This is a genomic window from Candidatus Clostridium helianthi (genome assembly GCF_045310795.1).
GTDB lineage: Bacteria > Bacillota > Clostridia > Clostridiales > Clostridiaceae > Clostridium > Clostridium helianthi.
In genome coordinates this window covers 25034-46014 of sequence record NZ_JBJIAB010000013.1, presented here as the reverse complement: position 1 = coordinate 46014, position 20981 = coordinate 25034, and the positions used below count along the sequence as shown (strand labels likewise).

20 protein-coding genes are annotated in these 20981 nt (G+C 27.9%); 3 read left to right on the top strand and 17 right to left on the bottom strand.

Going from position 1 to position 20981, the window contains the following annotated elements:
* Nucleotides 1-92: 92 nt before the first annotated feature.
* Complete coding sequence (locus ACJDTP_RS11870; protein WP_171771103.1) at nt 93-671, top strand: hypothetical protein; 579 nt, start codon at nt 93-95, stop codon at nt 669-671.
* 137 nt (nt 672-808) lie between these two features.
* On the opposite strand, the gene ACJDTP_RS11865 is transcribed toward ACJDTP_RS11870, so the two are convergent.
* From ACJDTP_RS11865 to hisC, 9 genes are all read right to left on the bottom strand, one after another.
* Nucleotides 809-1552: a TIGR03943 family putative permease subunit gene (locus ACJDTP_RS11865; RefSeq protein ID WP_078117069.1), complete on the bottom strand. Its 744-nt coding sequence runs from the start codon at nt 1550-1552 to the stop codon at nt 809-811.
* A gap of 52 nt (nt 1553-1604) precedes the next feature.
* Nucleotides 1605-2603, bottom strand: coding sequence for a permease (locus ACJDTP_RS11860; RefSeq protein ID WP_077837033.1), 999 nt, complete (start codon nt 2601-2603; stop codon nt 1605-1607).
* A complete protein-coding gene (locus ACJDTP_RS11855) occupies nt 2600-3268 on the bottom strand; it encodes a GTP-binding protein (protein WP_078117070.1) in 669 nt (222 codons plus the stop codon). Before ACJDTP_RS11855 ends, ACJDTP_RS11860 begins: the two co-directional genes overlap by 4 nt.
* Before the next feature lie 47 nt (nt 3269-3315).
* Nucleotides 3316-4272, bottom strand: coding sequence for a GTP-binding protein (locus ACJDTP_RS11850; RefSeq protein WP_406761320.1), 957 nt, complete (start codon nt 4270-4272; stop codon nt 3316-3318).
* A 303-nt stretch (nt 4273-4575) separates the two neighbouring features.
* On the bottom strand, nt 4576-6051 hold the full coding sequence (locus ACJDTP_RS11845; protein WP_171771100.1) for a leucine-rich repeat domain-containing protein: 1476 nt from the start codon (nt 6049-6051) through the stop codon (nt 4576-4578).
* Between the two features lie 130 nt (nt 6052-6181).
* The gene (locus ACJDTP_RS11840) at nt 6182-6838 is read right to left on the bottom strand and encodes an HAD family hydrolase (RefSeq protein WP_077837037.1); all 657 of its coding nucleotides are present in this window, start codon (nt 6836-6838) and stop codon (nt 6182-6184) included.
* Nucleotides 6839-7058: 220 nt separating this feature from the next.
* Nucleotides 7059-7691, bottom strand: a complete 633-nt coding sequence (locus ACJDTP_RS11835; RefSeq protein ID WP_173710802.1) for a hypothetical protein — start codon at nt 7689-7691, stop codon at nt 7059-7061.
* Nucleotides 7692-7838: 147 nt separating this feature from the next.
* Nucleotides 7839-8876 carry a M42 family metallopeptidase gene (locus ACJDTP_RS11830; RefSeq protein WP_173710803.1) on the bottom strand — a complete coding sequence of 346 codons (1038 nt, stop codon included), beginning with the start codon at nt 8874-8876 and terminating at the stop codon, nt 7839-7841.
* 224 nt (nt 8877-9100) lie between these two features.
* Nucleotides 9101-10165, bottom strand: coding sequence for a histidinol-phosphate transaminase (hisC, locus tag ACJDTP_RS11825; RefSeq protein WP_173710804.1), 1065 nt, complete (start codon nt 10163-10165; stop codon nt 9101-9103).
* 227 nt (nt 10166-10392) lie between these two features.
* On the opposite strand from hisC, the gene ACJDTP_RS11820 reads away from it, so the two are divergent.
* Both ACJDTP_RS11820 and ACJDTP_RS11815 read left to right on the top strand, forming a co-directional pair.
* The gene (locus ACJDTP_RS11820) at nt 10393-11019 is read left to right on the top strand and encodes a VTT domain-containing protein (RefSeq protein ID WP_406761319.1); all 627 of its coding nucleotides are present in this window, start codon (nt 10393-10395) and stop codon (nt 11017-11019) included.
* 392 nt (nt 11020-11411) lie between these two features.
* Nucleotides 11412-12035, top strand: a complete 624-nt coding sequence (locus tag ACJDTP_RS11815) for an MntP/YtaF family protein (protein ID WP_406761318.1) — start codon at nt 11412-11414, stop codon at nt 12033-12035.
* A gap of 74 nt (nt 12036-12109) precedes the next feature.
* Here ACJDTP_RS11815 and ACJDTP_RS11810 read toward each other — a convergent pair whose 3' ends face one another.
* From ACJDTP_RS11810 to ACJDTP_RS11775, 8 genes are all read right to left on the bottom strand, one after another.
* A complete protein-coding gene (locus ACJDTP_RS11810) occupies nt 12110-13582 on the bottom strand; it encodes an ABC transporter permease (RefSeq protein ID WP_406761317.1) in 1473 nt (490 codons plus the stop codon).
* Nucleotides 13573-14310: an ABC transporter ATP-binding protein gene (locus ACJDTP_RS11805; protein WP_078117079.1), complete on the bottom strand. Its 738-nt coding sequence runs from the start codon at nt 14308-14310 to the stop codon at nt 13573-13575. Before ACJDTP_RS11805 ends, ACJDTP_RS11810 begins: the two co-directional genes overlap by 10 nt.
* 13 nt (nt 14311-14323) lie before the next feature.
* Nucleotides 14324-15799, bottom strand: coding sequence for an efflux RND transporter periplasmic adaptor subunit (locus ACJDTP_RS11800; protein WP_406761316.1), 1476 nt, complete (start codon nt 15797-15799; stop codon nt 14324-14326).
* A 2-nt stretch (nt 15800-15801) separates the two neighbouring features.
* Nucleotides 15802-17049, bottom strand: coding sequence for a TolC family protein (locus ACJDTP_RS11795; protein WP_171771093.1), 1248 nt, complete (start codon nt 17047-17049; stop codon nt 15802-15804).
* Nucleotides 17050-17373: 324 nt separating this feature from the next.
* A complete protein-coding gene (locus ACJDTP_RS11790; RefSeq protein WP_017212993.1) occupies nt 17374-18072 on the bottom strand; it encodes a response regulator transcription factor in 699 nt (232 codons plus the stop codon).
* 41 nt (nt 18073-18113) lie between these two features.
* Nucleotides 18114-19559 carry an ATP-binding protein gene (locus ACJDTP_RS11785; protein WP_406761315.1) on the bottom strand — a complete coding sequence of 482 codons (1446 nt, stop codon included), beginning with the start codon at nt 19557-19559 and terminating at the stop codon, nt 18114-18116.
* Complete coding sequence (locus tag ACJDTP_RS11780; RefSeq protein WP_406761314.1) at nt 19556-19885, bottom strand: hypothetical protein; 330 nt, start codon at nt 19883-19885, stop codon at nt 19556-19558. The genes ACJDTP_RS11785 and ACJDTP_RS11780 overlap by 4 nt, the downstream gene beginning before the upstream one ends.
* A 223-nt stretch (nt 19886-20108) precedes the next feature.
* Nucleotides 20109-20954: an RNA pseudouridine synthase gene (locus ACJDTP_RS11775; RefSeq protein WP_078117084.1), complete on the bottom strand. Its 846-nt coding sequence runs from the start codon at nt 20952-20954 to the stop codon at nt 20109-20111.
* Between the last annotated feature and the right edge of the window lie 27 nt (nt 20955-20981).

Here is a 20981-nt window from a genome sequence, read left to right as displayed (position 1 = left end):
CATGTATTTATAGAACAATGAACTATGTTATTTAGGACTTATATCCAAAAAAACTCACTAAAATATACACATAATGTTGGAGGAAAATTTTTATGAAAAAGAAAATCATTAGTCTATTGTTAATTGCAGCAGTTAGTTCAACTGCATTAATATCTTGTGGAAAAACTAAAGATTCTGCAAATTTGGATAATGGAAATACAACGGAGCAGTCTTCCACAACATCTACAACTGAACAATCCCCTCAAAGTAATACTAAAATAGTTGGCGAAAATAACAAACCAACTGTGGAAGTTAAACAAATTGCTTCTTTGACTGATTTCAAAGATAAAGACAAGAGTGAAATCGAGAAACTTTTAGGAAAAGCTATTAGCGAAGAAGACGATAAAGCTACCTATGAAAAAGATAATTATAGTTTCGAGATAAAATATAAAGATTCAAAGTGTAATGAAATTAAGATAATTCCTAAGTCAGAAATGAAATATCCAGCTGACGGAATTAACATCTTAAAATTAGTAGGAATAAACGCAGATGATTCGGATTCTACAATATCTCCAGCTGGACTTGAATGGAATAATAAATTTGATACCTTTAAGATCAATGTAGTTTCTAATAATGAACCAAATGGTAAAATTTCTTATGTAACAATTATTTTATCAGATCCTTCTAAATAAGGATAAGCGGTTGTGAATTTTGTATATAAAATACTACTGGATTAAAATTTAAATCAAATCATATTAAACGTATATTCATGCTTTTTTTACCTAATAAATTACTTTTATTAGTGATTTCCATGAATATACGTTTAACTTTAATTTTCTATCTCTAATTTTTCTATTTTTATAGATGGTATTTTATGCTCTACATCGCTTTCATCTCTAATCACCGAGCTACCTACTTCCCCTATAACCTTAATCTTATCATTCTCTTTTAGTTGGTACGATTTATCATAATCTCCAACTATTCCAACAATTTTTGAATCAGCAGCACAGCATGTCATTATAATCCTTCCTATAATTATTTGATTTTTATTTAAATAATTTTCTTTGCATACAAATCCATGTATCTCTAATTTTTTTCCTATATATTTTTCTGGATTTATTCGTATATCATCAAGCATTGTAGGATTATGTTCGTCAATTCTTATAGTTTCTTCATTGTTTCCTGTGTTGCTCTTTTTAAAATTATACTCAAATTCATGTTCATATAATGACTTTCTATCAATAACACTTGTTTTGTTTTCTAAAATTTCTAAATTCAGCTCCGAATGTTTAAATGTTTGTTGCTTATTAATAGATATGAAGCCTATTATTAAGGCTAGTATTATTGGAAATAATTTTATTTTAATATTCATGCTGCCTTTAGGCGTAAATATATTTTTTATTTGAAAAACAGTAATTATACTTATCATTATTATAGTAATATAAAAATATTTAATCATATTACTACCTATATAAAAACCTATACTTCCAGTAGATATTAAATATATTATAGACAAATCTAGCAAGATAAGAACAATGAACCATAAAAATTCATCAAAATTAAATCTTTTCACTTATTTTCAGCTCCTTTTTATATATTTAAATTACTATCATTAAAGTGCATCTTTATATTCCGCACATCATGAATAAAAAGGAGATTACAAATACAACACCTATTGTACTTATACTTAATTTAAGTACAAAACTTTTTTTAAAGGCTCCAATAATCATAATAAGATTTTTTAAATCAAGCATTGGACCTAAAATTAAAAATGCTGTAACCCCACTAAGTGAGTAGTTAGTTAAAAAACTTTTTCCTACGAATGCATCTACTTCTGAACAAAGAGATAAAAAGAATCCAAGCAACATCATTACAACTATTCCTAAAATCTTATTATTAGAAATAAAATTTATTTCTCCATGAGATACCGCCACTTGAAATACGCTAGATATAAATGTCCCAAGTATCAAGTATCCCATTATATCCAAGAACTCTCTATTTGTATGTTCTATTATTGCTCTTAATTTATTTTGATTTTCCACATATGAATTACATCCACAGTTACAATAGCTATCATTATCTATAAAATCTATTACTAAACCTTTCTTATCTTTTTCAAGCGAATTTACTATCATCCCAATTAAAATTGCAGCTATAAACCCTCCAACTATTCTAAGAAGCACCATAATTTTTTTATCGTAAAATGCATAGTAAGTAGACATTATTACAACAGGGTTAATTATAGGTACAGCAAGCATAAATGTTACTCCAAACCCAACAGGTACACCTTTCTTTATAAGCCTTCTTGTTATAGGAACAATCGCACACTCACAAACCGGAAAAATAAGTCCTATTAAAGCAGCTCCTAGATATCCTAAAATATTTGCTTTAGGTATTATCTTCGCAATAATCCTTTCTGATATACATGTTTGAATTATAGCAGATATGAGGGATCCTATTATGATAAATGGCATTGCCTCAAGAATTATACTTGTAAATATACTTGCAAAATCTCCTATAACTTCAATATATATAAGAGTTGGATATTTATTATATATATATATTGATAGTATTACTACACTTATAATAAAGAAAGCTTTAACCTTCTTCTTATAAAGATTCATACATTTTCCTCATTTCCCTCATATTTTATGTTAGTATTTTTTTTGTAGTTTATCATTTTAATTTTTATTTTTTTTAAATAACCATTGTCCAATACCCTTGCTTCCCTAAGTGTAGAATTTAAAATATACTTATTACTAACTCTTAAAATAAATGCTTTAGGATTTATGTTCTTAACTTTTTTAAAACCTTCATTTAAAATTTCTTTTTTGCAATAATCTATATTATTAATAACAATCATATTGGCGTTTTGTATAAAAGGTATTATGAAGCCTCCCATATTGTCAATATATTGTTTTAATGTCTTGCCATCTGCGACGAAGAATACAGTAGTAATCTTACTACATTCTCTATAAATTCTTTCATTCAATATATCGAATAATTCTTTTAAATCAGAAGTTCCATTATATTCTATTATTATTCTGTTAGGTTTATATTTCTTTATTGAATATATCATTTTTTCTTTAAGATCTTTAATATCTAAAACATCCTGTATCCTTACAAAATTACTTATGCTATTAGAATATACAATTTTTTTTTCTCCTTGTTCTAATTGAAAGACCAGTATTTTTTCTCCATCAACTAAACTTTCTTTTAAAAGTGAATTTATAAATGACGTTTTTCCAGCTCCTAAAAAACCAGTCACAATCTCAATATGTATTTTCATAATTCCACCACCTCTCTACAAAGTTCTAATAATAATTTTTTTTATATTTACCTAATAAATAGCCTTTCTAATTCCTTTTTATTTAACTTACTACCAATTATTGAAACCACTTTCTTATTTGACCATCTGATTTTTCTACTTTTAAATTCATTAGGTACATAATCAAATTGATAATACTCTCCATCGTTTGCCTTAAAAACACCTTTAGCTCTTATTATTCTTCCGAACTTCTCATTAGTTGAAATAAATTCGAATTTTTTTTGGATTTCAAGCATACTTATATTTTCTTCAAGGTCTATAGGGTAACTTTCAAAAATTTCATTTGCACTATGATTTACTTCTCTTCTCATCTGCTTACTTGTGTTAGCGCTAATGCCAGAATTTGCAGCAAAAATTTTTCTTTTTTCATTTATTACATTTGTACTAAGAAAATCATTTCCTTTTAATAAATCCCATGGTTTATATATTATTTTAGCTTTCAAATTTAACTTTCTTATAGAATCTATAGTTGCATCAATCTTTTTGTTATCTACAAGTTGACTTCTGCTTAAAACTATAGTTTTTGCTCTTTTTATTTGATTCTCATAAAATTCTTTGAAATTTTTCAAATACATATCATAATTTCTAATATCAATTAAAGTAAAAATATTTCTAATTTCGAGCTCATGCTGAAACTTCTTTTCTTGGAGAATATTTAATATCTCACTTAATTTTGCTACTCCTGAGGGTTCGATTATTATATTGTTCGGATTATACTTACTTATAACTTCTAAAACAGCTTCTCCAAAGTTTCCAGATACCTGGCAACAAATGCATCCAGAATTTATCTCCTTAATTTCAATATTACTTTCTTTTAATATGTCTCCGTCTATTCCAACTTCTCCGAACTCATTTTCAATAATAACCGTATTATTATCATAAATCTTTTCTGACAACAATTTTTTGATTAGCATTGTCTTTCCAGCACCTAAAAAACCTGAAAATATATCAACTTGAACTTTCATCAAAATTTTCTCCTTCCATTGCAACCATACATTATATTCATATTTTTATTTATACTATAATTGCTCAATATATATGAATAAAATTTATTTACATTTTTTCATAACAAAAGGATCTTTATAATTAATAAAAAGTTATTAATTATAAAGATCCTCGTCATAGCCTAAGCTAAGTGAAATAATTAAATATGTTATATTCCTATTTTATTTAGATATATACTTTAACTTATAGCTATAAATTTATCTAGCATTTATAAAAATCTAAGAAAAGTTCACATATATTTTCTATTCATATTAACAACAGAATCAATATGGATAGTAGAAGAAATGAGTAGCTCTATCTGTTGTCGCAGTATCTTGAAGAATAAGCCTTTTATGTAATACCGAATTTCCAAAGCTTGTCCTTTGATTATCTACAATATAAGCATATCCATCTTTGTCCCAACCCATAAAGATATAAACATGAGTATAATTATTTGTAAATACAATATCTCCTGGTTTAATTTGAGAAAAATCATAACTATAAACAAATCCCATATTCTTTAATATGTTCTCTAACTGATATGTATTTGCTGTTGAAGTTGGTATATTAACACCTATCCTTCTTAACGCTTCAGATGTAAAATACACGCAGTTATTACTAGTAATGCCGTCATGTAATGCAACAGCAGTACTATCTACGCTTAATTGATTATTCACATTAGTCATATATTTAAACAATTGATAATTTGTACTTGAATGCGAATAATTAGAGGAAGTATTCACTGTTTCACCGCTAGGATTAACGTATGTATAATTATCTAGCCATACATTCTTAATTAATGAACCATCACTGGAAAATCTATATTTTTTACCGTTTATAACCGTATCCCCTGATGCCATTATGCCTGACGTACCATCCAGATAGTAAATCTTATCATTTAAAGTCAACCATCCATATTGCATTGCTCCTGATCCTGAAAAATAATAATAGCTATTATCTATCTTCACCCATCCAGTTGCCATTGCTCCATTATCATTGAAGAAATATTTAATGCCCTTTATTGTCTGCAATCCTTTTTCCATTTTTCCATCTTTATCAAAATAGTACCAAATTCCAGATATCTGTTTCCAGTCATTCTTTATTACACCGTTCATTCTGTCATAATAGTACCAATTCTTATCCTTATCACTTTCCCAACCATCTTTTACATTACCATCGTCATTGAACTGATATTCCTTACCATCAATAGTTTCAGTTCCTTTAAGCCTGTTTCCATTTCTATCCAAATAGCACCATTTACCCTTTAAAAAATACCATCCCTTATCTAACCTAAACTTATTTCCTTCAACATCGCAATAAGTATAAGTACCATTTACTATTTTTTGAGTTATATTTTTAGGTAATCTCTTTAATTGATTATTTCCTAAATCTAAATAAGTTAATCTAGGTAAATCTCCTAAATAATCAGGAATATCTTCATATATATAGCAAGAATTTAAGTTTAGATACTCTAGATTCTTTAACATCTTTATTTCTTCCGGTATATTATTACCAACTCTTTTATGGCTTAAATCAATTTTTTTGATATTCAAAAAATCTGCTTCTGTTAAGTTGTCCACTTTTTTACCTAACTGCTTGGCTACTTCTTCTGTAAGCCAGTTGTCATTAATTTCAACACTACTCTTTTCTACAACTTCCCCATTAATCCTTGCGTCTTTTGCATAAGTTATTACTGGAATACTATTAATACATAAAAATACTGCTAATATTGCTATTTTTTTTACTTTATTGCGTCGCATCTAATCGTCTCCCTTGATTTTTTTCATATAAATTATACCATTTTAGACGTATAATCTCAAATAATTTTAAAAAAATCAATTTTAGGAAATTTAATAGCATCTGCTTTTTTTTCATTTATTCTATATAATTTTAAATTATATGGTTTTCTAGAATATTACTTAGATCTATATCTCGAATTGATTTAACAATTATATCTGCTTTAGATAAATCTTGATTTCCAGAGTTAATATTTTTAAATCCTATACAATTCATTTTAGCATCTTTTGCAGCAAATACTCCATTCCTAGAATCTTCAATAACGACACATTCTTTTGGTGATATTCCCAATTTTTTTGATGTTTCAATATAAATATCTGGTGATGGTTTTCCTCTTTCAACTTCTTCTCCGCTTATAATATATTTAAAGTATTCTTGTAATTTAAACTTTGATACAACTATATCAATTAAATCTTTAGGTGATGATGATGCTATTGCAGCAGGAATATTTCTATTCTTTAATTCTATTAACAATTCTTTGATTCCATCTATTGGCTCTAAATGAGATTCAATAATCTTCATTTTGGTCAATTCTACTTTATAATCTATTATTTCTTGCAATGATTTTTTTATATTATATTTTTCCTTTATATCCGTATACATATATTCATTTGTTGATCCTACGTATTTTTCCAATTCTTTTTCCGAAATATTACAACCTAATTCTCTTATAGTTTGCATATCCACCTCAAAATGAATTGGTTCACTATCAATAATTACTCCATCCATATCAAATATAAATGCTTTCATAAATATACCTCCAAATTAAAATCGCCTTAAAATTTATTTTAATTATTCTCTTTATGCAATTAGATATACTAATATATCAAACCTGTCTATTGTCCATTAAAATTATTTTAATCTCTAAAATCCTATTATAGAGTAAAGATAATATTAGATAATTATATACCTTATATTTTATCCACTTATTCTTTATAATTTTATTTCAACAATATTTATAGTTATATATCTATAATGATCTAAACAATTCCTCAAATGTATCGAATTCAACTTTATCATCAGTAGTTTTATCTTTTTCGTATTCTGTATAAATATATCTAAATGAATTAATGTCACTTAATATCTCATTAAATTCTTCTATTTTCTTTTTAAAAAACTCGCTTGCTTTTTTTAATTTTTCTAAATCATTACAATCAGCTATAGCCTTATTTCCATTTTCCCTGCTTATATTGGCCTCATCGTTATTAAATAATGGATAGTTCCATGAAATCATTCTTTTATATTTATTAGAAGGTCTTAATTTAATATAAAATTCCTTATCCCCTCCAATTGTAAGGATATATTTAGCCTCATACTTACTATCCTCTGCCAATTTTAATAATTTTATTTCTAAACATTCATATTTTGCAATTATCTCGGTTCCTTGTCTAATTTCAAAGCCATTTTTGATAAAATAATTACAAAATTCTTTTTTAATATTTGCTATATATATATGACATATATTACTGCATTCTTCCCATATCTCTTTATCGAGGTTTATTAATTGTTTTAATAATACCATTGCAGTTCTTTTTACATTTTCAATATATTCTTTCTCACTTCTATCTTCCACATATTGCCTTTTTAAGTTTTCTATATCCATAATCAATCCCCTCATTCTGCATAATAAAATTATACAAAAGTTACTAAAATTGCTCCTAAAATGTATCTATATTACTTTACTTTTCATCTCAAAAACTACTTTATACATTTAATTCTGCAATCCTATTAATAGATTATGATTATATTTTTAATTAGTTAAGTAAAAATATAATAATTTAATAGTGTTTTCAAGAGCACTATAATGAGTCCTTTCCATCCCATGAGATGCGTGAACCCCAGGCCCTATCAATGCTCCACGTATATCATTCCCACCTCTTAAAGCGGCTCCTACGTCCGAACCATACATTGGATAGATATCTACAGCGTATTTAAGCTCATTATCCTTTGCAAGATTAATTAGTTTTGTTACCATATTATAATCATATGGCCCTCCTGAATCTTTAGCGCATATTGATACATCATATTCACTACAAGTTAAATCATCCCCAATACATCCCATATCTACCGCTATCATCTCAGCTATATCGCTTGGTATATATGATGCTCCATGTCCAACTTCTTCATAGGTTGAAATTAATATTTTTGTAGTATATTTAGGAACGATTTTTTCTCTATTAAATAATTCCAATAAACCCATTAAACAAGAAACACTACCTTTATCATCAATGAATCTTGACTTTATAAACCCGCTCTCAGTAATTGTTGTTTTAGGATCAATAAATATAAAATCTCCTACACAAATCCCCAACTTTTGAACATCACTTTTTGAATGAACCTCTTCGTCAATTCTTATTTCCATATTTTTCGGATCTCTTGTTTTACTTGAGCTATCCTCAAAAACATGGGCTGCAGGACTTGTGCTTAAGAATGTTCCTGTATATTTCTTTCCTTCCCTTGTTCGTATTGTACAATATTCGCTGTCTAAAGTTGGAACAATTGGTCCTCCAAGTAAAGTGAACTTTATCTTCCCATCTGAAGTTATTGATCTGACCATTGCTCCTAATGTATCCACATGGGCAGATAATCCTAATATTTTTTCATCCGACTTACCTTTTATAGTTATTATTCCACAACCTTTATTAGTAGTTTCAAAACTATATCCTAACTCTCTAACTATATCTCTTATTTTATCAATTATCTCAAAACAGAAACCAGTTGGACTGTCGAATTCTAATATTTCCTTTGCGACATCTAAAACGTATTCTTTATTAACACATAATTCCATAAAATCAAACCTTCCTTCAAAAATTAAAATCTCTCTGTTAATTTCAAAAGTGCCTAAACATAAATTCAGACAAAAATTTCATTATATCCTTAACTCTTATTCTATATGACTAATAACATTCTCTTATAAGTAAAATTAGATACAATTCATTAAATCGGATTTCCAAAAGTAATCCTATTTAGCACATTGCATCTAAATTAACTATACTTTTATCATAATTCTTTCTAATTATTACTCAAAATTAATCTTAATTTTTCAATCAAAATATCCATTTCTTCATCGGTTCCTATTGTTATTCTCAAAAAATTATCTATTCTTTCTTTATCAAAATATCTTACTAGTATTCCTTGACATTTCAAATTCTCATAAAGAAACTTTCCAGAAGCATTGTTATGACTAGCAAAGACAAAATTTGATTCTGATTTTAAAACTCTAAAATTTAAATTTTCTAATTCCTTAACTACTTTTTCTCTTGTTTTTATTATTTTCTTAGTTATTTCCTCAAAATATTTACTATCTTGAATAGCTGCTTTAGCTCCAGCTAAAGCCACTCTGTCTATGGTATAAGAATTTATACTATTTTTAATTCTGTTTAATCCCTCTATTAAATCTTTATGACCTAGTGCAAATCCAACTCTTAATCCAGCTAATGAACGTGATTTTGATAATGTTTGAATTACTAAAAGATTATCATATTCATTTATATATTTAACCATTGACTGGCCGCCAAAATCTATATACGCTTCATCAATAATAACTACGCTATCTTTATTAGCTTCAATCAAACTTTTTAATCTTTCTGTATTTATATATTTTCCTGTTGGAGCATTAGGATTTGGTATTATTACTCCACCATTTGTTTGTTTTAATTCTTCCAATGGTATATCAAAATTATCATCTAATTTTACTAATTCATAATTTAAATCAAAAAGTTCAGCATAAACCTTATAGAAAGTGTAACTTATATCTGGAAATAATATTTTTTTGTTCTTTGAAAAAAAAGCCATAAATGAAAACGCCAAAATCTCATCCGAACCATTTCCTATAAATATTTCATTCTCATCTAGCCTATAATAATTAGCTATTTCACTTATTAACTCATTACATGTTGGATCTGGATAAAGTTTCAAATCATCATTAACCTCGTTCCTCATGGCTTCTAAAACTTTATCTGATGGTGGATAAGGATTTTCGTTTGTATTTAATTTTATGTACTTTCGATCCTTAGGCTGCTCCCCAGGCACATAAGGCTCTATTTCTCTAACTTTATCATTCCAATATTTACTCATACAACTGCCCCCTAGTATGTTATGTTTTTACTATATTATACCTTAAGTTTAAAATATCTTCTATTACTTTATTGTTATTAATAATTCTTAAAATAAACGAAAGATTTCCAAAATTTTAACATTTTCTTATAATTTATTGGTAAAATAGTTTATAGTAAGGTAGAAATATTGCTATTAAAAACTTTTTTGCTTTATTTAAGTTCAGTATAAAAGGAGTGGTAAATTTAATGAGTAAGTTATTCAAAGGTATTGTTATTGTATTTTGGATATCAATCTTATTTGTTTTTTTTAAATATCAATTATATAGTGATGGAGTTAATAAGATAATATTTTTTTTAAATACATATGGAAAATTCAGTGCAATTTTATTTTTCATAATTGCATCGCTAAGAATTTTCACACTAATTCCTTGTACAATTTTTATAATTATTGGTGGAATATTATTTAATCCATATGAAGCTTTTGTTTTAACTGCAACAGCTAATTTATTAAGTGAAATTCTATTATTTTTCTTTGCAAGACTTACATTCGGAATGAGTTACCAAAATAAAATAGTAAATAAATATCCAAAAATATACAATATGCTTAAAAAAAATAATGTGCAACTTCTAGCTTTAGGGGTGTCTTCTCCAGTTGTACCCACAGACATTATTTGTTTCTTTTCTGTATTAGCTGAAATTAGCTTTATTAAATATACTTTAACAATATTTTTTGCAGATACACCAATAATTTTGCTTTATACATTTTTAGGAATTAGTATAAAGTATTCGTTATATGTATTTGCTGTTATGCTTTTTATTGTCATACTAGTTAATTATTTTAATTTCAAAAAATGGAGTAATCAAACTAATTAAACAAAGATAGCTATTAATTATGTTATTATATTTACATAATCAATAGCTATTATTAATATTTATCAAATCTTATCGTTTATATATGGATCTTACTTAAGCGCATCTATAGGCGAATTTCCTATACCTTTATAATCTTACATATAGACCTTAAGCACAACTGAATTTCATGATAAATCATTTTTTTATATGTTTGTTGCATCACCTAATATCAAACCTTTATATTTATAAAATATTAAGCGAACTTTACAACACAACTTTTAATATTTAAATATCTCATTCTTCTTTCAATCAAATATAAAAAACATCTTAAATATCTTATAAATTTATCATATTACAATCTTTTTTTAAATAAAATGAATATATTATACTAAAATAATTTTTAGGAGTTCCATATGATTCTTATATCACCTCTTTTACTAGCTATTTCAACAAATATAGTAACATTATCAGTTTTTTTATCTTATGGAATTAAGAAAATACATTTATCTAAATCAAATAGTATTTTACTTGCAATAGTAACTTCTGTTAGTACATTTGTTTCTATGTATATTGGTAAATTAATTCTGCCCTTAATAGATCCTAAGGTCAGTAATATATTTGGTGCTATTCTTTTAAGTTATATTGGTATTTCTTTTATAGTTGAGAATATTCGCTTAGAAAAAAAACGTCTTGGTTACGATACTTCCTTTTATTATGAAAGTTCTTTTAAATATAAAAACCTCTTAGAGGATTCTTATATTATAAATTTAGATAACTCTCATAATATAAATCTAAGAGAATGTTTAGCTCTTTCCATCGCACTATCTGTAAACAATATTTGTACAAATTTTGCTGCAAGTATAACAGGTGTTAATCTTAGTGTAAGTGTATTTTTAAATTTTATTATTTCTATCTTATTTGTATATATAGGCTACTTTAATCGAAATATCAATTTCTCAAAACATTTGATTAGATATTCAAATGTTATTTCTGGAAGTGTATTAATCGCTTTCGGAATTTATGAAATATTTGTTTAATAGTAATATAATAATGCCATGGAGTAATAATATAGACTAACTCCATGGCATTAAAAATTATTTTAAATTCTATTCTATTCGTATCTAAGTGCTTCTATAGGATCTAGTTCCGCTGCTTTCTTTGCCGGATAATATCCAAAGAATACTCCAATAAACATTGAAAATGAAAAACTTATTAAAATAACCAATGGTGATACCGTAGTTGAATATCCCATGGCTTTTGAACCAATTGCTCCTGCACCTAAACCAAGTAATATTCCTAAAATACCACCAATCGAGCATATTATAATTGATTCAACTATAAATTGCATCTTTATATGACTGCTTTTAGCTCCAAGTGCTTTTCTAGTTCCTATTTCTCTTGTTCTTTCTGTAACAGATACCAACATTATATTCATAACTCCAATTCCACCAACCACTAGCGAAATTCCTGCAATAGCAGATATAGCCACTGCAACTGTAGTCATCATTGATGTCATTGATTCAAGCATACTTTCCATGTTGCTTGCTTGAGCTTCAAACTTTGCATTTTTTGCATAAAGCTTAGATAAGTAGTCTGATAATTCATTAGTAAATGATTGAACATTTACTTCATCTTTTGCTTTTATCTGAAATGTCTGATAATTTTTATTAGTTGCTGTCTTCTTTGTTACAGTAACCGGAATATATAAGTCAGTAGTTAAATTTTCATCAGATGTTGTTCTATTTCCTCCTGAAGCTTTATATTTATAAACTCCAACTATTGTGTAGGTATAAATTGCATTTGATGTGTAGACCTTTATATCTTGGTTTATGGGATCTACATTTGTTCCAAATATCTTTGATGCTAATTTATCTGAAACTACTGCAACATCTTTTGCTCCATCAATATCATTTTGTGAAAGGTACCTGCCTTCGGCCATTTCCAAATTCTTAACATCTTTATACCCAACATTTGTACCCACTGTACTTATATTAGCATATGTTGAATCATTCTTAACTTTGCCTGAACTGCCATTTTCCGATACACTTAAAGAACTTATCTCGTCGCTAAAATTTTCTTGTAAATCATTTATCTGTTCCATTGTCATAAGATCAATATCTTTTGCAGTGCTACTTGATTTTCCTTGTCTTCCTGAACCTCCCGGAGGCATTCCTCCTCCACTTGATGCTCTCATAGCGCCTGCACCCGGTACTCCACCTCCACCTGGTGGTGCACCTCCTCCTGGCTGTGCACCTCCACTATTATTTTGTGAATTTTTATTTGAATTTTTCGAGCCTGAATTTTTTGAATTATAATTATTTGTGCCTTTTGAACTTGAACTATTAGAGTTCGGCGAATTTAATGTACTTGTCATACTACTTTTTTCTTGTACATTAACTGTAATGTTGGTTGCACCCATCGATGACATTGAACTTGTTAAAGAAGAGGTCATTGCATTTCCCACTGAGACAACACCAATTACTGATGCTATCCCTATTATTATTCCGAGCATTGTAAGTAGTGCCCTCATTTTATTAGATTTAAGGCCTGCAACTGCAAGCATTATATTTTCTTTTATAAACATACGTTGTCCTCTTTTGGAAATCTTTTATAATACATATCATTCTTTTTCTCAGATATTATATTTCCATCCTTCAAAGTTATAATTCTTTCTGTTTCCTCCGCAAGTTCGCTATTATGGGTTATAAATACAATAGTTTTACCTTCCTGTTCATGAACCTTATGGAATAAATCCATAACTAACCTTCCAGTTGCTGAATCAAGGGCACCTGTTGGCTCATCCGCAAGTATTATGCTTGGATCATTAGCTAATGCTCTTGCAATAGCTACTCTCTGTTTTTGTCCTCCTGACAGTTCATTTGGTTGATGAGACATTCTATCTTTCATTCCAACAAGATCTAAAAGTTCTTCTGCACGTATTCTCCTATCTTTTTTACTCATTCCATAATAAAGCATTGGCAATTCCACATTCTTCAAAGCTGAACTTCTTGGAATTAGATTATATGTCTGAAATACAAAACCTATTTGTTTATTTCTTACTTCCGATAACCCATTATCAGATATTTCATTAATATTTGTACCATCTAAAATATAGTTCCCAGAAGTTGCTCTATCAAGTGCACCTATAATATTCATTAATGTACTTTTTCCAGATCCAGATGAACCAACTATTGATACAAACTCTCCTTCTTTTACACTAATATCAATTCCTTTTAAAATATTTAATTGATTCGGAGTTCCAATATAGAAGCTTTTTGTAATGTCTTTCATTTCTATTATATTTTTACTCAAAGACACTCACCCCCTACTTTGCTTTTCTAGAATTTATTTCTACTGCATCACCAACTTTATAATTTGCTGGCTCATTAAGTATGATCATTCCATCTGATAGATCAGAACTATCAATTTCAACATTTGCATTTGATTCTATACCTTTAGTTACTTGAATCTCCTTAACAATATATTTTCCACCTTGTTCAACTGCTGCGTAAACCTCGTTTTGTCCATTATTATTGATTACTGCTCCATATGGTACTGAATAAATATCATCTTTTTCATCTGTGATAATATTTACTACTGAATTCATACCTACTTTCACCTTATCATTTTTACCGGTTAACTGTACCTTAACTGTGAAAGATACATCACTGCTTGTAGTATTACTAGTAGAACTAGTGCTAGTGCTAGCCTTACCATTACTTGTGCTAGTTGTACTTGTACTCGCACTAGCAGTACTAGAAACTGGTTCAACACTTACAACTTCTGCATCAATAATATCAGACCCTGAAGCATCCGTTGTTATTTGAGCTTTTTGCCCCACTTTTACTTTTGCGACATCTGTTTCATCAACACTCGCATTAACAATTAAATTATCTAAATCCTGAATTACAAATAATGCCCCAGATGCTTGTATACCTACTACGGCATTTACATTAGTTACTGTCCCATCTACAGTCGCTACAACCTGAGCATCTTGCAATTTCTTTTTCTTGTCTTCATATGCAAGCCTATTACTCTTATCATTAGCCGCTGCCTGAGCAGATTCATAAGCTGTTTTTGCTTCAGATAATGCTTGATCGGCATTAACTTTCGCTGCTTCTAATGCAACCGTTGATTTATCGTAAACGCCTTTAGAATTTTCATAATTTGTTTTTGCTGTATTTAGATCTTGCTGAGAAATTTCGCCATTTTGAAACATAACCTTATCATATTCATAAACTTTACTCTTATCTTCCATATCGAGTTTTGCACTATCAACAGCTTTTTCAGCATTTATTATATCAGTTTGTAAATTATTATCATGTAAATATTGCAAATTATCATATTTTTGTTTTGCGCTTGTTAATGATAACTGATTTTTTTGCTCATTTGCATTTAGAGTTTGTTCTGCCTCAGCAAGTTGTTCTTGAAGAGTTGATGTATCTATTGTTGCAAGCACATCCCCTTTTTTTACTACATCTCCAACTGAAACATTAATTGATGCAACATTATATTCTAAATTTGAATATATATTGGTTGAATCTCCACTCTTTATAGCGCCTGATGAACTAATTGTTGTAGCAATATTTGTTTTCTTAAGAGTTGTATACTTAACGCTGCTTTGTGTTACTTTCGTTTTAGCAAATTTAACCTTATAAATACCTGCTCCTATTGCTAAAACAACTAATATCGCAACTAAACTTATAACTTTCTTTTTAGTCAAAAATTTTTTCTTGCTTGCTTCAGTTGTTTCTATAATTTCTTTATTAGCCAAAGTTTTTTTATTAAATAAAAGCTTCAATTTTAGTAACCCTCTTTCATTTCAATGTACTTTAAATAAGATAAATAGCATTGATTTCTTTTATTTATAAAATCTGCATTCTCGCTATCTAAAGTCAATTTCGCAGCATCGACATCATTTTTTGAAACAAATCCATAATCATATTTTGTTTGCTCAATTTCATATTCTTTTTGTTTCTGGTTTATCACATCATAACTGCTTTTTATTGAATTGTAAGAAGTCATTAAATCATTATATTGTTTCTTAAAGCTTGTCTCAGTACTATTCATTAGCGACTTTAATTTATTATTTGCTTCCTCAACTTTATTATCATAAATATCTTTATTATCATAATCATCTTCAGCATCATCTAAATCATCAATCTCATCGTTTTGAAGTTTTATATCAATATTATTTTCAAGCATTTTGCTTAAATCATCTTCATAATTAATTTTAGGTATAACATCAAAATTTTTATCTATATCATTTTCAAATGTAACTTTACTCTCAGAACTTATTCCAAGTAAGTTGAATAGCTTAAGTTTATCAAGCTCTGCTGTATTCTTTGACGAATTCAAGTCGTCAACTGAAGTATTTCCTTGTAATAATTCAGTATATTTATTTTTAGATATAAAACCACTATCATATTGAAGTTTATATATTTGTTCTTTCTTAGTATTAATATTCACTGTATCTTCTTCTATTTTTTCATTTGGTAAATCAGACAAATAAGTTATGTATGCCTGTTGAGCTGCGTATACTTGATCTTCAATTTCCTTATTATAATCATCCCTAGCTGTTTTAAAAGCATCTCGCTTTGTCGTTAAAGTTGTATCAGCATTATCATAAGCATTTTTCGCATCATAAGCTGCTTTTGCTGTATCGTAAGCTGCTTTGAGAGTTTCCTTTTGAGTTACATCTGTACAATTTTCATAAGCATTTTTTGCCGCTTCATAGTTTGACTCGATATTCTCTTTATCACTATAAGTATCATATGCACTCTTCGCACTATCATAATCATCTAATGCATCATGATATTCCTCTTGTGCTATTTTTAAATTATTCTTCTTAATCTTAATATCTAAATTATTTTCAGTCATGATATCTCTTATGTTTTCTAATGATACTTTAATCGTCCCGCTATCATCAGGCACTTCGTTAATTGTACTATTATCAGTAGTGTCAGCATATGCACTTGGTATATTAATCATTGATATACTACTAGAAACCACTAAAGCTCCAATTAAAAAACTTATAAATGTTTTTCTCAATCTTGTTTCCTCCTCAATTTGTCATTTAGTAATATTATTCTATTTTAAATTTATTTTCTAATTATAATAAAGGATTGTAACATCTCTATTACACATATATAAACAGAATATAAACAAATGTTAAATTCATGTTAAATTTAATAATTATAAATAAAAAATCTAGAGGTGCAATTAACTTTTGTATTTCTTTACAAATGCTAATTGCACCTCTAGATTGCATTTCATGATTTTTGTTATTTTTCTCCATACCATGTTTTTTAGGCTTATGATATAAATCATTGTTAAAATAAACATATTTTTGTTCAATATCAAATAATTATAAATTTATAAGTTAAATCTATATCCAGCTCCCCACACAGTTTCAATATACTCAGGATTACTGCTATCTAACTCGATTTTCTCCCTTATTCTATTAATATGTACAGTTACAGTAGAACTATCTCCTAAAGATTCTTCTCCCCATATCCTGTCTAGCAATGTATCTTTTGAAAATACGATATTAGGGTTTGAAGCTAAGAACATTAAAAGTTCAAATTCCTTGTTAGCAAATTTAACTTCATTTTTCCCTATATAAACTCTTCTTGCTTTAAGTAAAATTTTAATACGCCCAATAGTTATTGAACTTTTTTCATTATCGCTATTTTTTTCAATGGTTGTGAGACGTTCATATCTAGAAATATGTGCATTTACTCTTGCTACAAGTTCGCTTGGACTAAATGGCTTAACAATATAGTCATCAGCACCTATGCCGAGTCCTTGTATTTTATAGATATCTTCTTTTTTAGCAGTTACCATCAAAATGGGTATTTCTTTAACAGCTCTTATCTCCTGACAAACTTTAAATCCGTCCTTTCCTGGAAGCATAACATCTAAAAGGATCAAATCAAATTCTTCATTTAGCGCAAGATCTAGTCCTTTATATCCATCTTGAGCAATTTCTGTTTTAAATCCAGTTATCTCCAGATAATCTCTTTCTAATTCAGCTATACTTTCATCATCTTCTATTATCAATATCTTTTTCATTGACTATCCTCCCTACCTTATAATATATCTCTGTTTTACAATTATCTTTTAGGTAATGTTATTCTTATTGTAAGTCCATTATTATTAAAAGCTTTAATATCTCCATCATGCGCTTCTATTATATGTTTTGCTATAGCTAATCCAAGTCCACTTCCTTCATTAGGCTTTGTTCGTGAAACATCTCCTCTATAAAAACTTAGAAATAACTTTGAAAGCTCTTCATCAGGAACTCCTGAACCATTATCACTAATTTCTAATATTGCAAATTCCTCATCTTCATACAATTTAATTTTTATTTTAACTAAATTCTTCTGCTTATATTTAACACTATTATCCAATATATTCAGAAGAACTCTATTTATTTCATTATAATCGAGTTTCACTAATGTTGAATTCTCACATTTACTTTCAAATGAAATTTCAACGTTTTTTCCATAAAACTCTTTCTTAGCACACCTGTAAAAACTCTCTATATATTCCCTAATGCTTACTAAATCAAATTTAAATGGAAACCTGCCTGTATCTAATTTAGAAAAAAGGAACAGACTATCAACTAATACATCCATATCACAAGCCTTAGTATAAATTGTGTCTAAATATTTTTTTTGTTTTTCAGGAGTATTTGCTACCCCATCACGTAATCCTTCCACATAACCTTTAATTGCAGTTAATGGTGTTCTTAGATCATGGGATATTCCTACCACTAGTTGCTTTCTATCTTCTTCATATTTTAGCTGCATATCGACCGAATGTTTTAATCTTAATCTCATTTCATCAAAATCACCACAAACTTGTCCAAATTCATCATCACTTTCATAATTCATTTCAAAGTCCAGATTTCCGTTTTTTATCTGTTCAGCCCCATAGCTTAAAAGTTCTAAAGGGCGAATCAATTTCTTATAAATCTTACTGGATAGTATAGCATTAGTTATCGTGACAACAATTAGTGAAACTATAATAACTATTATTATATAGCTTATTACCAAAGTTGACATTTCATTTTTTATGTCAATCCTTACAGGTTTATATGATGGATTTATTGCAATAATATTTACTACTTTATTATCCTTAACAAAGCTATTTTTAACTAAGGATATAGAGTTCATCTCTAAAACTAATGAATTAGATTTAAAAAGTACATCATCTCCTATCATCGAAATAGCTTCTTTATCCTTATCTTCAATATTTGATGACACAATTTCCCCATCATATGTTATTATTAGATGATATCCCTTAGGATCAAGAAATTTCTGTAATTGCTCTGGAAATTTATCTAAATCATTTTTATTTTCTATATTTCTCATATCTGGTTTTAAACTTTGTTGAATGAAATAAGCATTCTGATCATGCTCCCTATAACCTTCAAATTTATTTTCATAAGCCTTTGAAAATGGAATATTCATTATAAATGCAATAATAAATATGATAATTACAGGTATAATTAACATGAATATATTTGAAATGGTTAGACGTTTCTTTATTTTCATAATAGTTCCTCAATCAAATTCTTAATAACATATAAACTTGATAAATTTATTTTATCTGGATTCGTCAACAGGGAATAATCCTTTATCCATAAATTACCTTGAACTATTTTGCATTCTTTTATTTCTTCTGTTGGATCTTCATCATAAACTTCTTCCAATTCCTTTGTCTTAGTAAGTACAACAATTCTTCTGCATGCCTCTTCATGTTCATCGTAAATATTAAAAAAGCTGTTATATGAATCGCAGCTTCTAACTGATGTCACTACCTTTAAAAATAAATTATATCTTTCTGCTGCTTCAATTGCTTTTATCAATTCTTTTTTCATACTATCTCTCCATGTGAATCAAAATATTTCTTCAAAACTATAGTTGTTTATATAATAAAAAGGCTAAATATCCCTATCCCTATATTATAGAATTTACTTATAATTTTAACTGTAACTTTACTATATTTAATTTAATTATCTCATAGGGATATATCCTTTTCAATAAAGTTTACTTATATGCTTATCAATCTTGGCCCAAAATTGGTGTTAACTAAAATATATTTTACCTAAACAATTCATTTTTAAGGCTTTTTATTTCATTTTCCTCCAAGTACCTCCATTTTCCTATCTCCAGATCATTAAGCCTTATGTTCATTATTCTAATTCTTTCAAGTTTAATAACCTTATAACCTAAAGTTCCGCTCATCTTACGGATTTGTTTATTCATCCCCTGAGTTAGTATAATTTTAAATGTATTATCATCTACCCTTTCTACTTGACATGGTCTTGTTTTAACAAATTTATTTTTTTCATGTTCTATGTTTTTCAATTCTTTCAACTGTACTATGGATGAGTCACCTAGATTTTCTTCCCCTAGTCGATTTTCTTTATCTTCTATTTTCTTATATAAACCTAATTTATCACTTATCCTTCTAACACCAGAACCTTTATTTCCTGTAATCTCCACTCCATCAGACATCCTCTTTAAAAATTCATCATCAAAGTTTTTATTTACTTGAACTAAATATTCTTTTTCATGCATATTATCACTTTCTAAAATCCTATTAGCAACTTCACCATCATTAGTCATTAAAATAAGACCTTGCGAGTCTTTATCTAATCTACCAACTGGAAATATGTAGTGTGGATATTTCATATAGGAAATTATATTATCACTAACTTTATTCTCTGCAGTACAAGTAATTCCAACTGGTTTATTCAAGATAATATATACTTTTTCCACTGTAGAAATTGGTTTACCGTCAAATATTATCTCATCTGAATCATTTACCCATTGTCCCTCAACACAATATCTTCCATTTATAATAATTCTCTTTTCTTCAATCAATCTATTTGTTTCCTTTCGAGAACAAATTCCATAGTTACTAAATAATTTATTTATCCTCATTGTTTAAGCTATCCTTTCAAGTTAATA